This is a genomic window from Streptomyces virginiae, assembly GCF_000720455.1.
Classification (GTDB): Bacteria; Actinomycetota; Actinomycetes; order Streptomycetales; family Streptomycetaceae; genus Streptomyces; species Streptomyces virginiae.
Window position 1 is genome coordinate 38,624 of sequence record NZ_JOAK01000013.1, and the last position, 14,062, is coordinate 52,685.

The following is a 14,062-nucleotide window of genomic DNA, read 5'->3' on the forward strand; positions in this document are numbered from 1 at the left end:
TGACGCGCGTTTTCGCCAAGTTCCCCGGATGTGCCCACGAGGCACCCCCTGCGGCCACCCCCGTTTGCCTACCATCGGCACGCCGATCACGACCTTCACGCTTCACGGCCTTCGGGGCCTTCACGACGAGGAGTGGCACTCATGACGCAGGGCGGGGCAGCGCGGCGCACGGTCCTGGGGGCGGCCGTGGTGGCGGCCGGGGCCGGGATCACCGGACTCGCGGCGGGACCGGCCGCCGCCTCCGGGGAGGGCGGCGGCCGCGGCGGCGACGGCGGCTTCCGGGACCTCCCGTACCCCACGGTCATCGGCCACCGCGGCGCCAGCGGCTACCGGCCGGAGCACACGCTCGGCTCCTACCAGCTGGCCCTCGACCTGGGGGCGGACGTCGTCGAGCAGGACCTGGTCCCCACCCGGGACGGCCACCTGGTGTGCCGCCACGAGAACGAGATCGGCGGCACCACCGACGTCGCCGACCACCCCGAGTTCGCCTCGCGGCGTACCACCAAGTCCGTCGACGGAGTCTCGGTCACCGGCTGGTTCACCGAGGACTTCACCCTCGCCGAGCTGAAGACCCTGCGCGCGAAGGAACGTATCCCCGCCGTCCGCCAGCGCAACACGCTCTACGACGGCCAGTGGGCGGTCCCCACCTTCGAAGAGGTGCTCCGCTGGGCCGACCGCGAGGGCCGGCGGCGCGGCGAGCGCGTCTGGCTCCACGTCGAGACCAAGCACCCCAGCTACTTCCGCGGCCTGGGCCTCGGCCTGGAGGAGCCCCTCGCCCGGCTGCTGCGCCGGTACCGCCGCGACGGCCGTGACGCCGCCGTCTTCCTCCAGTCCTTCGAACCCTCCAGCATCCAGCGGCTCTCCCGGCTGGTCTCCGCGCCCCGGGTGGTCCTGCTCTCTGCGGCCAACACCCGCCCCTGGGACTTCGAACAGGCGGGGGACCCGCGTACGGTCGCCGACCTGGTCAAGCCCGAGGGCCTCAAGTGGATCGCCGGCTTCGCCCAGGGCATCGGCCCCACCATGGACCTGATCCTCCCGCGCGACGCGGCCGGCCGGCTCGGCGCACCGACCACCCTGGTCAAGGACGCCCACGCCCGCGGGCTGCTGCTGCACCCCTATACCGCGCGCAACGAGAACAGCTTCCTGCCCGCCGAGTACCGCAGGGGTACGGATCCGGCCGCGTACGGGGACGCCCTCGGCGCCTTCCGCACGTACTTCGAACAGGGCATCGACGGGATCTTCACCGACAACCCGGACACCGGACTGCTCGCCGCCGAAGCCTTCCGCCCGGGCCGACGCCCCGTCAACGGCTGAGCGCCGCTTCCCGAACGAGTGGGCCGCGCCCGGTGGGGAAACCGCCGGGCGCGGCCCACTCGTCCCGCTCGGCATGGACCTGCTGAAGGACCCCGACCTCGTCAACGAACTGGGCCCGCTGCTCTCCGCGGAGGCGGCGGCGGAGGCCCCGGGCGCCGGAGTGGACGCGGCCGACCTGGAACAAGCCGTCTGGGTCAGGCTGCTGGAGAGCGGCCGGCGCGCACCCGATCCCGCCGACCCGGCCGAGCCGGCCCGCTGGCTGCGCCGCGCGGTACGGGCCGAGGCCCGGCTCGCCCGGCGCCGCGCGCGCCGTGAGATGCCGTACGACCACCGCCGCCGGCGCGTGGACGACCACCGCCCGCGGGCCGACGCCGCCGGCGGGCCCGGGCCGGAGCCCGAAGACGCCCTGCTGCACGGGGAGGAGAACCGGGCCCTCCGATCGGCCGTCGCCCGATTGCCCGGACGCTGTCCCGAGCTGATGAGGCACTTCTTTCGCCCAGAGACCTCACATACCGTGAAATCGCAGGAGAGTTGGGTATCTCACAAGGAAGTTTAGGGCCTGTGCGTTCCCGTTGCCTGGGATGTCTGCGCAGAATGCTCGCGGCAGAGGTTGCGGCTCCTGGCCTTCGGGGAATGGAGCGGTAGACCAACGGGCTACCAGGTGAGCTGGAGGCATGCGCACATGGGCATGAGCGTGACCATTTCGGCGGCGACTGCCGAGGACGCCGAGCAGATCTTCAAACTGCAGTACCTGGCCTTCCAGCGCGAGGCCGAGCTGTACGGCAACTACCTCATCCAGCCGCTCACCCAGTCCCTGGACTCCCTCAAGGGAGAGCTCGCGACGGACACCGTCCTGGTGGCCCGGCTCGGCGACGAGATCGTCGGGACCGTACGCGGCAGCGTGGACGAGGAGGGCACCGCCAAGATCGCCAAGCTCTGCGTCCACCCGCGCCTGCAGGGACACGGGCTCGGCGCCCGCCTGCTGCGCGCCGTGGAGGAGGCCCTCGCGAGCCCCGGCACCACCACCCGCTTCCGCCTGCACACGGGTCACAAGAGCGAGTCCAACCTGCGCCTCTACCGCAAGGCCGGCTACGTCAAGGTCGGCGGGCGCACGGCGTCCGACGGCGTGCAGCTGGTGATCCTGGAGAAGGAAGCCAAGGACCCGACCGACTTCGCGGTCAGCGCCTGATCCGGCCTCCGGTTCAGCGCTTGCGCAGCCAGAGCATCCCGGTGATCGGCAGGATCACCGGGATGAACAGGTAGCCCAGCCCGAACTGCGACCAGACGGTCGTGTCGGGGAAGGACTCCGGGCGCAGCACCGTCCAGGTGCCCACGGCAAGCACGCCCGCCAGTTCCGCGGCGCAGCACACCAGCGCCGCCCTGCGCGCCGCCTCGCCGCCGCGCACCAGCGAGTAGGTGATGAACGCGTAGGCCAGCGCCGCCACCGCGGACAACGAGTAGGCCAGCGGCGCCCGGTCGAACTCGGTGGAGATCTGGAAGGCCGACCGCGAGACCGCGCCCACCACCATCACCCCGTACAGCCACACCAGCAGCAGCCCCGGCCCGGAGACCAGCCGCTTGCGCCCGGCGTCAGTGGCGGTCGTCGTCTCAGCGTCAGGCACCGGTCGTTCCCCAGATGTCGTAGAGCCGTACTTCGAGGACGGCGAGGACGACCGCGCCGGCGGCCACCGTCACCGATCCCCACTTGGTCCGCTCGGTCAGCGAGAGCAGCCCGGCGGCCGGTACCGCGGCGAAGGCGCCGAGCAGGTAGGCCACGAAGATCACCGTGCCCTCGTCGGGCTTCTCGCCCCTGGCCAGCTGGACCAGGCCGATCACCAGCTGGGCCAGGACCAGGACGGTCACGACGGCCATGCCGATGAAGTGCCAGTCCTTGGTGGGCTGGTCGCGCAGCGCGGCGAAACCGCACCAGGCGGCGAGGGCGAGTGCGGCCACGCCGATGGCGACCGTCAGGGCGTCGAGCATGCAGCGAGGGTATTACGGGCCGAAAGACCCGATGCGCGCGCCCCTTCCCGTACGGCGGCCCCCGCACGGCCGCCGTGCCCCTCGCCGCGACCGTGGTCTTGACCACAAGGAGCCCCCGCGAAGGCCCCGTCGAGAGCCCCCGGAACGCCCCCCGCCGCGGGCCCGGCGGAGCACGTCGGCGCAGGTCAGCGGCGAGGGCGGCAGGGTGGGACGGATGACCCCGACCGACCGGTGTTGTCCGGTATGCGGCCGAATAGCGTCCGCTATCCGGACAGCTTTGATCGGTGAGGGGGTACGTCTGCTTTACTGGGGCCCATGACCACGACGAGCAGCCGCACCCTTGCGACCGAGGCGACGATGACGCCCGGTGCTCGCTGTATGTGTCGAATGTGCGCCTTCTGAGGGCCCCTTCCTGAGCCTCGCGCCCCGAAGCGAGACCGGCCGCGCCAGTACGTCACCACCTGATGGACAACACGGCCCACTCATGCCCCGCGCACGCGTCGAAGCCATCGTTTTCTGACGGTTCGTCCCGTATCGCGTCCCAGATGTTTGCCCCGTGCCCGGCACCCCGCTGCGCCGTGCACTCGACAGCGACGGAATTCCTGTGATCACCACATCGGGCCTCACGAAGGTCTACCAGTCCCGTGGCCGCGAGGTCACCGCCCTGGACGGCGTCGACCTCCACGTCCGCGAGGGCGAGGTCTACGGAGTCATCGGCCAGAGCGGCGCCGGCAAGTCCTCCCTGATCCGCTGCGTGAACCTGCTGGAGCGCCCCACCACCGGCACCGTGCACGTCGACGGTGTCGACCTCACCGCGCTGGCCGGCCGCGGCCGCCGCGCCGGCAAGGAACTCCGCGAGGCCCGCAGCCGTATCGGCATGGTCTTCCAGCACTTCAACCTGCTGTCCTCGCGCACCGTCCAGGCCAACGTCGAGCTGCCCCTGGAGATCCTCGGCGTCTCCGGCCGCGAGCGCTCCCGCAAGGCCCTGGAACTCCTCGACCTCGTCGGCCTCGCCGACAAGGCCAAGGCCTACCCCACCCAGCTCTCCGGCGGCCAGAAGCAGCGCGTCGGCATCGCCCGCGCCCTGGCCGGCGACCCCAAGGTGCTGCTCTCCGACGAGGCCACCAGCGCCCTCGACCCCGAGACCACCCGCTCCATCCTGAAGCTGCTGCGCGACCTCAACGAGCAGCTCGGCCTCACCGTGCTCCTCATCACGCACGAGATGGACGTCGTCAAGACCGTCTGCGACTCGGCCGCCCTGATGAAGAAGGGCCGGATCGTCGAGTCCGGCACCGTCGCCGAACTGCTCGCCACCCCCGGCTCCGAGCTCGCCGGCGAGCTGTTCCCGGTCACCGGCGCCGCCTCCGGCCCCGACCGCACGGTCGTCGACGTCACCTTCCACGGCGAGGCCGCCGCCCAGCCGGTCATCTCGCAGCTCTCGCGCACGTACAACATCGACATCTCGATCCTCGGCGCCGCGATGGACACCGTCGCCGGCCGGCTCATCGGCCGCATGCGCATCGAACTGCCCGGCCGCTACGAGGACAACGTCGTGCCGGTGGGCTTCCTGCGCGAGCAGGGCCTCCAGGTCGACGTCGTCGACGAGGCCGACGGGATCGACAACGAACTGGCCGAACTGACCGAGCTGGCCAAGGATGGTGCCAAGTGACCTGGTCCGAGATGCAGCCCCTGCTCACCCAGGGCACCTACGACACCCTCTACATGGTGCTGTGGTCCACCCTGGTGACCGTGCTCGGCGGACTGCCCATCGGCATCCTGCTGGTCCTCACCGACAAGGGCGGCCTGCTGCAGAACCAGCCGCTCAACAAGGTCCTCGGCGTGATCGTGAACATAGGCCGCTCGCTGCCGTTCATCATCCTGCTGATCTTCCTGATCCCGGTCACCACCGCGGTCGTCGGCACCTTCATCGGCCCCACCGCCATGATCGTCCCGCTCGCCATCGGCGCCATCCCCTTCTTCGCCCGGCTCGTCGAGACCGCCGTCCGCGAGGTGGACCACGGCCTGATCGAGGCCGTCGAGTCCATGGGCGGCGGCATCCCGACCCTGGTCGGCAAGGTCCTCCTGCCGCAGGCCCTGCCCTCCCTGGTCGCCGGCGTCACCACCACCGTCATCACCCTCGTCGGCTACTCCGCCATGGCGGGCGCCGTCGGCGGCGAAGGCCTCGGCTCCAAGGCCATCACGTACGGCTTCCAGCGCTTCGAGACCGGCTTCATGGTCGCCACCGTCGTGGTCCTCATCGTCCTCGTCACCGTGGTCCAGCTGATCGGCGACGGCGTCGTACGCCTCCTGGCCCGCCGCGGCCGGACGGCCTGACCGCGACCACGGGCCGCGGCCCCCACCGATTTCCCCCATAGAGCCCGCACTTGTCGTGCTTGGGCCACCACCAGCAAGTCCTCGGTACTTGTTCAGCAAGAAAGGCACTCTTCGTGCGTAAGAACATCAAGCTCACCGCCCTCGCCGCCACCGCCACCGCGCTGACCCTCGGCCTCACCGCCTGCGGCAGCTCCTCGGACCCGTCCTCCGCCAAGGCCGACGGCGGCAAGGCCGACGAGAGCAAGCCGCTCGTCATAGCGGCCTCCCCGAGCCCCCACGCCGACATCCTGAACTTCGTGAAGGACAAGCTCGCGGCCAAGGAAGGCCTCAAGCTGGAGGTCAAGGAGTTCACGGACTACGTCCTGCCCAACACCGCCACCGAGCAGGGCCAGGTCGACGGCAACTACTTCCAGCACAAGCCGTACCTCGACGACTTCAACAAGAAGAACAACACCCACGTCGTCCCCGTCGTGAACGTGCACCTGGAGCCCCTCGGCCTCTACTCCAAGAAGGTCAAGGCACTCTCCGACATCAAGGCCGGCCAGACCATCGCCGTCCCCAACGACACCACCAACGAGGGCCGCGCCCTCCAGCTGCTCGCCGCGAACAACCTGATCACCCTGAAGGAGGGTGTCGGCACCAGCGCCAAGCTGTCCGACATCACCGACAAGAAGGGCCTGGAGTTCAAGGAGCTGGAGGCCGCCACCGTCCCGCGCGCCCTGGGCGACGTGGACGCCGCGGTGATCAACGGCAACTACGCCCTCGAGGCCAACCTGGCGCCCGCCAAGGACGCGCTCGTCCTGGAGAAGGCCGAGGGCAACCCCTACGCCAACTTCCTCGCGGTCAAGGACGGCAACCAGAACGACCCGCGGATCCAGAAGCTCGCCAAGCTCCTGAACTCCGACGACGTCAAGAAGTTCATCGAGGAGAAGTACCAGGGCTCGGTCGTCCCGGCCTTCGGCACCTCCTGACCCCGCCGCCCGACCCCGTCGGGCCCGGACGGTCATGCATCTCGGCCCCGCACGCCCCTGTCGGCGCGCGGGGCCGAGTCCTGCCCGCCCCCGGAGCCGAGCCCTGCCCGCTCCCGGGCAACCCGGCCCTGCACATCCCCCGTTCGATGCTGCATGCTGTGGCCTACGACCCGTGGATCAGGTCCCGCACCAACGGCCCCGCACCACGGTCGCATCGCAACACGGTCGCACCACGTTCTCAGGCATGGAGCTGCGCATGACTACCACCTTCCCGGACGTCACCATCAGCACGGAACGGCTGGTGCTGCGCCCGTTCGAGGAGGAGGACGTCACCGCGCTCGCCGAGATGATGAACGACGAGAACATCACCGCCTGGACCTCCGTACCGCACCCCTACACCCGGGCCGACGCGCACGCCTGGGCCACCCGGGACTCCCACACCGAACGCGCCGAGGGCCGCGGCATCGTCTTCGCCGTCACCGAGTTCCTCACCCAGCGCCTCGTCGGCATCGTCCACCTCCGCAACACCAACTGGCGCACCCGCGCCACCGAGGTCGGCTACGTCACCGCGCCCTGGGCCCGCGGCGAGGGCTACGCCAGCGAGTCCGTCCTGGCCGTCGCCCAATGGCTCTTCCGCGAGCAGGCGTTCGAGCGCCTCGAACTGCGCACAGCCGCCGACAACACCGCCTCCCAGCAGGTCGCCCAGAAGATCGGCTGCATCAGCGAGGGCGTCCTGCGCAACGCGTGGACAGTGCGCACGCAGACCGCCGACGGCGGCTGGACCGACACCCGCACCGACCTCATCGTCTGGAGCCTCCTGCCCGAGGACCTCGACGAAGGCGACGGCTACGACGGGTACGACGGCTACGAGAGCTACGAAAGCCACGACACCCACGGCGGCCCCGGCGGACGTCCGGGCGACGCGGTCCCCGGACAGCGGTCCGACGCGCACGGCCACCCCGTCGGCGCCGACCGGAAATGAACCGATGACCGGGTAGTCTCACCGTGCCCGCCCCACCCTCCCGCCCCCCCCACATCAGGAGACAGACGACGATGGCCGACCGGGTCACGGTGATCGGCTGGGACGGTTCGCCCCTGACCTCGGCCGCCCGGTCCGCGCTCTCCGCCGCCACCCTCGTGGCCGGAGCCGCCCACCACCTCGCCCTCCCCGAAGTCCCGCCCACCGCCGAACGCATCCGCCTCGGCAGCCTGGGCCTCGCCGCCCGCCGCATCGCCGGCCACCGCGGCACCGCGGTGGTGTTCGCCGACGGCGACCCCGGCTTCTTCGGCGTCGTACGCACCCTGCGCGCCCCGGAGCACGGCCTGGAGGTCGAGGTCGTCCCCGCCGTCTCCTCCGTCGCGGCCGCCTTCGCCCGCGCCGGCATGCCCTGGGACGACGCCCAGGTGGTCGTCGCCCACCCCCGCACCCTGCGGCGCGCCGTCAACGTCTGCCGCGCCCACCCCAAGGTCGCCGTCCTCACCTCGCCCGGCGCCGGCCCCGCCGAACTCGCCCTGCTCCTCGACGGGGTCCACCGCACCTTCGTCGTCTGCGAGGAACTCGGCACGGACCGCGAGCAGGTGAGCGTCCTCACCTCCGACAAGGCCGCCGACCACAGCTGGCGCGACCCGAACGTCGTCATCGTCATCGGCGGCGCGGGCCAGGCCCCGGCCGCCGACCCCGGCTGGCTGCTCGGCCAGAGCGCGGCCCACTCCGCCGACCGCGGCTGGGCCCGCCCGCAGACCGGCGCGGGGGAGGGCGAGGGGGAGTCTGCACTGCTGCACGCGGCCCAACTCGCCCGGCTCGGCCCGCGTACCGGCGACCTCGTCTGGGACATCGGCACCGGATCCGGCGGCGTGGCCGTGGACGCGGCCGCCCTCGGCGCGGCCGTGATCGCCGTGGACGCCGCCCCCGGGGCCCGCGAGCGCGTGACCGCCGCCGCCCGCAAGCGAGGAGTGCAGCTGCAGTTCGTCGCCGGGCGCGCCCCGCACGTCCTGGAGAACCTGCCCGAACCCGACGTCGTCCGCGTCGGCGGCGGCGGCGCCGAGGTCGTCGCGGCCGTCGCCGACCGGCGCCCCGAACGGATCGTCAGCCACGCCTCCACCCGGGACGAGGCGGAGGCCATCGGCCGCGTACTCACCGAACACGGTTACGACGTCGAGTGCGCCCTCCTCCAGGCCGTCGGCCTCGACCCCCGCACCTGGGCCGAACAGGACCGTTCCGTGGTGTTCCTCCTGGCAGCTCAGCGCCCTGTCGCCCGCTGAGACGAGGGGCGGGTAGGCTGGCCGATCGTCGTACTGCGCGGACGTTCCGGGCATCGCGACACGGCCTGGACGCGCGACGTGGCGCAGTCCACAGAGGACCGTGGTGGTTATGGCCGCCACGATCGCTAACGGGCGCGACAATGCTTACTGGTTGTCGCGCAGGCGCACGTGAGACGGACTCGTCGCACCCGCGACACCGCACGGCAACTCCGCTCGGAGGCCTCGTGGGCGACCGGGTGATCGAAGAGGCAACACGATGGGCGAGGGGTAAGCATGACTGACACCGGCCAGGTCCCGGGCGAGGGTCTCCCGGACAACACGGGCATGGTGGATCAGCAGGGCATCCCCGCCCCGGTCCAGATCCCGGCACCCATGCCCGGCTACGCCTTCCAGGACCTCATGGACAATCCGGCCGAGCCGGAGGACGAGGAACTCCTGCTGATGCCGAGCGCCCAGGGCTCCTGGAGCGACCCGCAGGTCGTCCCGCAGGCCCCCGCCTTCCCCGTGGAGCCCCAGCACGCCGAGCAGCAGATGTACGCCGACGCCTCCTACGGCGCCGGGACCGCGTACGCGGGCGCCCCGGCGGCGTACCCCGAGCCCGCCGCGTACACCGAGTTCCCCCAGCCCGCCTTCCCCGAGGGCTCCTACAGCGCGGGCGCCCACGAGACGGGCGGCCGGGACTCCGGCGCGCTGGACCTCGGCGGGCTCGTCCCGCCGCCCGCCGCCCCGGTGGCCCCCGCCCGGCGCCCGCTGCACATGGGCCCGGCCGTGCCCGACGCCACCGGCGGAGTTGTACGCTCCCTCGCCGACCGCGGCCCGGCCGCGACGCCCGCGCCGGCCGCCCCGCTCGCCCCCGCGATGCCCACGACCCCGCTCCACCAGGCCGGCCCCCCGACCATCGGGCCCGAGTACCTGGACGTCCCCCGTGCCGAGGCCGCCCAGGACCCCGCCGCCCCGCAGCTCGGCGAGGTCCCGCCGCAGGCCGGCACGCCGTGGACGCCGGAGCAGGTTCCCGCGCCGGAGCCGGAGCCGGAGCCGGAGCCGGCGCCTGCTGCGGCCGAGGCCGCGCAGGCCCCCGAGCCGGTGCCCGCACCCGAGCCCGTCCAGGTCGCCGAGCCGGTCCGGGCCGCCGTGGAGCCGGAGCCCGAGCCCGAGCCCGCGCCCGCAGAAACCGTGGCTCACGCCCCCGCGCAGCCGCAGCCGGAGCCCGAGCCCGAGCCCGTACCGGCCGAGGCGCTCCCCGTGGCGGAGACCCCCGAGCCGGTGGTCCCCGAGGCACCGGCCGTCGTACCCGTGGCGGTCGCTCCGGCCGCTCCCGTCGAGCCCGCCGCGCCGGTCGAGCCCGCCGCGCCGGTCGAGGCCGTCGCCGTCGAGCCGGTCCAGGCGGCGCCGGCCGAGGCCGAGCCGGTCCCGGTCCCGGTCCCGGCCGAGCCGGTCGCGGTCGAGCCGCAGCCCGTGGCGGTCGCCCCCGAGGAGCAGCCGGTCGCGGCCGTCGAGCCCGAGCAGGTCCAGCCCGAGCCCGTCCAGCCGGAGCCCGTGGTGGTCGCCGCCGCGGAGCCGGTGGCGGCCGAGGCCGCTCCCGCCCCGGTCGAGCCGGTCGCCGTGGAGCCGCAGCCCGTGGCGGTCGTCGCCCCCGAGGAGCCCGCCGAGCAGGTCGAGGCCGCGGCCGCGGCCTCGACCGAGGCACGGCCCGAGGCGGAGCCCGCTCCCCAGCCCGAGGCCGAGCCCGAGGCGGTCGTCGAGGCGGAGCCCGCCGCCGGCGAGCCGGCCCCCGGCTACGCCGACGCCGAGCGCGAGGCCGTCCTGCGCGTGATGCGCGAGCGCCGCGACATCCGCAAGGGCTTCCGCACCGACCCCATCCCGCACGAGGTGCTGCTCCGCGTCCTGGAGGCGGCCCACACCGCGCCCAGCGTCGGCCACTCCCAGCCCTGGGACTTCGTCGTCATCCGCTCCGCCGAGACCCGCCGGACGATGCACGAGCTCGCCCAGCGCCAGCGCGAGGCCTACGCGAAGTCGCTGCCCAAGGGCCGCGCGAAGCAGTTCAAGGAACTCAAGATCGAGGCCATCCTCGACACCCCGGTGAACATCGTCGTCACCGCCGACCCCACCCGCGGCGGCCGCCACACCCTCGGCCGGCACACCCAGCCGCAGATGGCCCCGTACTCCTCGGCCCTCGCCGTCGAGAACCTCTGGCTCGCCGCGCGCGCCGAGGGCCTCGGCGTCGGCTGGGTGAGCTTCTTCGACGAGCGCGAGATGGTCCGCGAGCTCGGCCTGCCGGAGCACCTGGAGGTCGTCGCGTACCTGTGCGTCGGCTACGTCGACGAGTTCCCGGAGGAGCCCGAGCTGGCCCAGGCCGGCTGGTCGCAGCGCCGCCCGCTCTCCTGGGTGGTCCACGAGGAGACCTACGGCCGCCGCGCGCTGCCCGGCGAGGAACCGCACGACCTCCTCTCCGAGACCGTCGCCAGCATCCGCCCGCTCGACGCCAAGGCGCTCGGCGAGGCCTGGGAGCGGCAGAAGCGCATGACCAAGCCGGCGGGTGCGCTGGGCATGCTGGAGATCATCTCGGCCCAGCTCGCGGGCCTGTCCCGGGTCTGCCCGCCGCCGATCCCCGAGCCGGCCGCGGTGGCGATCTTCGCGGGCGACCACGGCGTGCACGCCCAGGGCGTCACCCCGTGGCCCCAGGAGGTCACCACGCAGATGGTCGCCAACTTCCTCGGCGGCGGCGCGGTCTGCAACGCCTTCGCCAACCAGGTGGGCGCCGAGGTCTGCGTCATCGACGTCGGCGTCGCGGGCGACCTGCCGGCCACCCCGGGCCTCCTGCCCCGCAAGGTCCGCCCGGGCACGGCCGACCTGTCCACCGGCCCGGCGATGACCCGCGAGGAAGCGATCGCGGCCATCGAGGTCGGCATCGAGACGGCCCGCGACCTGGTCGCGGCGGGCAACAAGGCTCTCCTCACGGGCGAGATGGGCATCGCGAACACCACGGTCTCCGCAGCCCTGATCTCGGTCTTCACGGGGGTGGACCCGTCGGAGGTCACCGGCCGCGGCACCGGCATCAACGACGAGACGCACGCCCGCAAGGTCGACGTCGTACGCCGTGCCCTGGAGCTCCACCAGCCCGACCCGGCGGATCCGATCGGCGTCCTCGCCGCGATCGGCGGCCTGGAGCACGCGGCGATCGTGGGCCTCCTCCTGGGCGGCGCGTCCCTGCGCACGCCGGTGATCCTGGACGGCGTCAGCGCCGGGGCCGCCGCGCTGGTGGCCCGCGCCATCGCGCCCGAGTCGCTGTCGGCCTGCATCGCGGGCCACCGCAGCGCGGAGCCGGGACACGTGGCGGCCCTGAACAAGCTGGGCCTGCGCCCCCTGGTCGACCTGGACCTCCGCCTCGGCGAGGGCACGGGCGCCCTGCTGGCCCTCCCGCTGGTCCAGAGCGCGGCCCGCGCGATGCACGAGGTCGCCACGTTCGACTCGGCGGGCGTCACCGAGAAGTAGGCCCCACGGATCCGCGGTACGGGGTGCCGTGGGGTTGAGGACACTCAGGGAGGTCCCGCAGGCCGAGCGAACCCGCCGCCGGGCGGCGGGCCGGTCCGGCTCGGGGTGCGCGAGCCGAGGAGACCTGCCGGTGGGGCACCGCCCCACCGCGAAGCCGCCCCGAACCCCCGCCCTCCGGGCCGGGACACCGGGCCGGCGCTTCCGCCCGCCGGAACCCGCCCTCCGGGCCGGGGCGCAGCCCCGTAACCCCAGCCCCGCCGGCGTTTGAGGCGCGGGGTCCGGGGCGGAGCCCCGGGAGGCCGGGCGCGGCCCCCGTCCGCGCTACGGGACGGCCCGCGCCGTATGGTGGACCCGCACCGGATCACCGCACGTCAGTACACCGCCGCTCCAGCGCCGCAGCGGCACGCTCAGAACCGCCGCCCTCAGGAGCCGCACCGCCATGGCCGACACCCCCGCCTACCCCGTAGGACTCCGCCTCGCCGGCCGCCGCGTCGTCGTCATCGGCGGTGGCCAGGTCGCCCAGCGCCGCCTCCCGGCGCTCATCGCGGCCGGCGCCGACGTCCTGCTCGTCTCGCCCTCCGCCACCCCCTCCGTGGACGCCATGGCCGAGACCGGCGAGATCCTCTGGGAGCGCCGCCGCTACCAGGACGGCGACCTCGCCGGTGCCTGGTACGCCCTCATCGCCACGCAGCACCGCGACGTCAACGAGCGGGCCTCCGCCGAGGCCGAGCGCGAGCGCGTCTGGTGCGTCCGCGCCGACGACGCCTCCGCGGCCACCGCCTGGACCCCGGCCACCGGACGCATCGAGGGCGTCACCGTCGCCGTGCTGACGGGCAACGACCCGCGCCGCAGCGCCGCCGTGCGCGACGCCGTGATCGAGGGCCTGCGCGACGGCAGCCTCGCCGCCCCCGGGCACCGCCACAAGTCCACCCCCGGCGTCGCCCTCGTCGGTGGTGGTCCCGGCGACCCCGACCTGATCACCGTGCGCGGCCGCCGCCTCCTCGCCGAGGCCGACGTGGTCATCGCCGACCGGCTCGGCCCCCGCGACCTGCTCGACGAACTCCCCCCGCACGTCGAGGTCATCGACGCCGCGAAGATCCCGTACGGCCGGTTCATGGCCCAGGAGGCCATCAACAACGCGCTGATCGAGCACGCCAAGGCCGGCAAGGCCGTGGTCCGGCTCAAGGGCGGCGACCCGTACGTCTTCGGACGGGGGATGGAGGAACTCCAGGCCCTCGCCGAGGAGGGGATCCCCTGCACCGTCGTGCCCGGCATCTCCAGCTCCATCTCGGTGCCCGCGGCCGTCGGCATCCCGGTCACCCACCGTGGCGTGGCCCACGAGTTCACCGTGGTCAGCGGCCACGTCGGCCCCGACGACCCGCGGTCCCTCGTGGACTGGGCCTCCCTCGCCAAGCTCACCGGCACCCTGGTGGTCCTGATGGGAGTCGACAAGATCGGCCTGATCGCCGAGGCGCTCGTCCGGCACGGCCGCTCCGCCGACACCCCCGTCGCCGTCGTCCAGGAGGGCACCACCGCCACCCAGCGCCGCGTGGACGCCACCCTCGCCACGGTCGGCGAGAGGGTCCGCGCCGAGGAGGTCCGCCCGCCCGCGGTCATCGTCATCGGCGAGGTGGTCCGTGTCGGAACCCCGGACCTTCCCACCACCAGCGCCTGACAGGCCGTTGGCACCGCACCCAGGACAAGGC

Annotated in this window: 11 protein-coding genes and 1 pseudogene; 10 read left to right on the top strand and 2 right to left on the bottom strand. The window is 73.4% G+C overall.

Annotated elements, in window-relative coordinates; all coding sequences use genetic code 11:
• The first annotated feature begins 141 nt into the window (after positions 1–141).
• From IG86_RS0120640 to IG86_RS0120650, 3 genes and pseudogenes are all read left to right on the top strand, one after another.
• On the top strand, positions 142–1,314 hold the full coding sequence (locus tag IG86_RS0120640; protein WP_030830040.1) for a glycerophosphodiester phosphodiesterase: 1,173 nt from the start codon (positions 142–144) through the stop codon (positions 1,312–1,314).
• A 73-nt stretch (positions 1,315–1,387) separates the two neighbouring features.
• Positions 1,388–1,959: pseudogene (locus tag IG86_RS38915) on the top strand (sigma-70 family RNA polymerase sigma factor).
• Positions 1,960–1,996: 37 nt separating this feature from the next.
• The gene (locus IG86_RS0120650) at positions 1,997–2,503 is read left to right on the top strand and encodes a GNAT family N-acetyltransferase (RefSeq protein WP_030656084.1); all 507 of its coding nucleotides are present in this window, start codon (positions 1,997–1,999) and stop codon (positions 2,501–2,503) included.
• 13 nt (positions 2,504–2,516) lie between these two features.
• Here the strand turns inward: IG86_RS0120650 and IG86_RS0120655 are convergent, their stop codons facing one another.
• A complete protein-coding gene (locus tag IG86_RS0120655; RefSeq protein WP_030830046.1) occupies positions 2,517–2,936 on the bottom strand; it encodes a hypothetical protein in 420 nt (139 codons plus the stop codon).
• Positions 2,929–3,297 (bottom strand): hypothetical protein, encoded by a 369-nt coding sequence (locus IG86_RS0120660; protein ID WP_030656088.1) that lies wholly within the window; start codon positions 3,295–3,297, stop codon positions 2,929–2,931. Before IG86_RS0120660 ends, IG86_RS0120655 begins: the two co-directional genes overlap by 8 nt.
• Positions 3,298–3,901: 604 nt before the next feature.
• Here IG86_RS0120660 and IG86_RS0120665 point away from each other — a divergent pair.
• From IG86_RS0120665 to cobA, 7 genes are all read left to right on the top strand, one after another.
• Positions 3,902–4,966 carry a methionine ABC transporter ATP-binding protein gene (locus IG86_RS0120665; RefSeq protein WP_030830049.1) on the top strand — a complete coding sequence of 355 codons (1,065 nt, stop codon included), beginning with the start codon at positions 3,902–3,904 and terminating at the stop codon, positions 4,964–4,966.
• Positions 4,963–5,631 carry a methionine ABC transporter permease gene (locus IG86_RS0120670; RefSeq protein WP_030656092.1) on the top strand — a complete coding sequence of 223 codons (669 nt, stop codon included), beginning with the start codon at positions 4,963–4,965 and terminating at the stop codon, positions 5,629–5,631. The genes IG86_RS0120665 and IG86_RS0120670 overlap by 4 nt, the downstream gene beginning before the upstream one ends.
• A gap of 113 nt (positions 5,632–5,744) precedes the next feature.
• Positions 5,745–6,602: a MetQ/NlpA family ABC transporter substrate-binding protein gene (locus IG86_RS0120675; RefSeq protein ID WP_030898621.1), complete on the top strand. Its 858-nt coding sequence runs from the start codon at positions 5,745–5,747 to the stop codon at positions 6,600–6,602.
• 256 nt (positions 6,603–6,858) lie between these two features.
• Entirely contained in the window at positions 6,859–7,584 is a 726-nt protein-coding gene (locus IG86_RS38920; RefSeq protein WP_037942787.1) for a GNAT family N-acetyltransferase, read from the top strand.
• A 71-nt stretch (positions 7,585–7,655) separates the two neighbouring features.
• Entirely contained in the window at positions 7,656–8,864 is a 1,209-nt protein-coding gene (gene cbiE / locus IG86_RS0120685; RefSeq protein WP_030830055.1) for a precorrin-6y C5,15-methyltransferase (decarboxylating) subunit CbiE, read from the top strand.
• 273 nt (positions 8,865–9,137) lie between these two features.
• A complete protein-coding gene (gene cobT, locus IG86_RS0120690; RefSeq protein ID WP_030898628.1) occupies positions 9,138–12,356 on the top strand; it encodes a nicotinate-nucleotide--dimethylbenzimidazole phosphoribosyltransferase in 3,219 nt (1,072 codons plus the stop codon).
• Between the two features lie 439 nt (positions 12,357–12,795).
• A complete protein-coding gene (cobA, locus tag IG86_RS0120695; protein ID WP_030830061.1) occupies positions 12,796–14,031 on the top strand; it encodes a uroporphyrinogen-III C-methyltransferase in 1,236 nt (411 codons plus the stop codon).
• Positions 14,032–14,062: the final 31 nt, after the last annotated feature.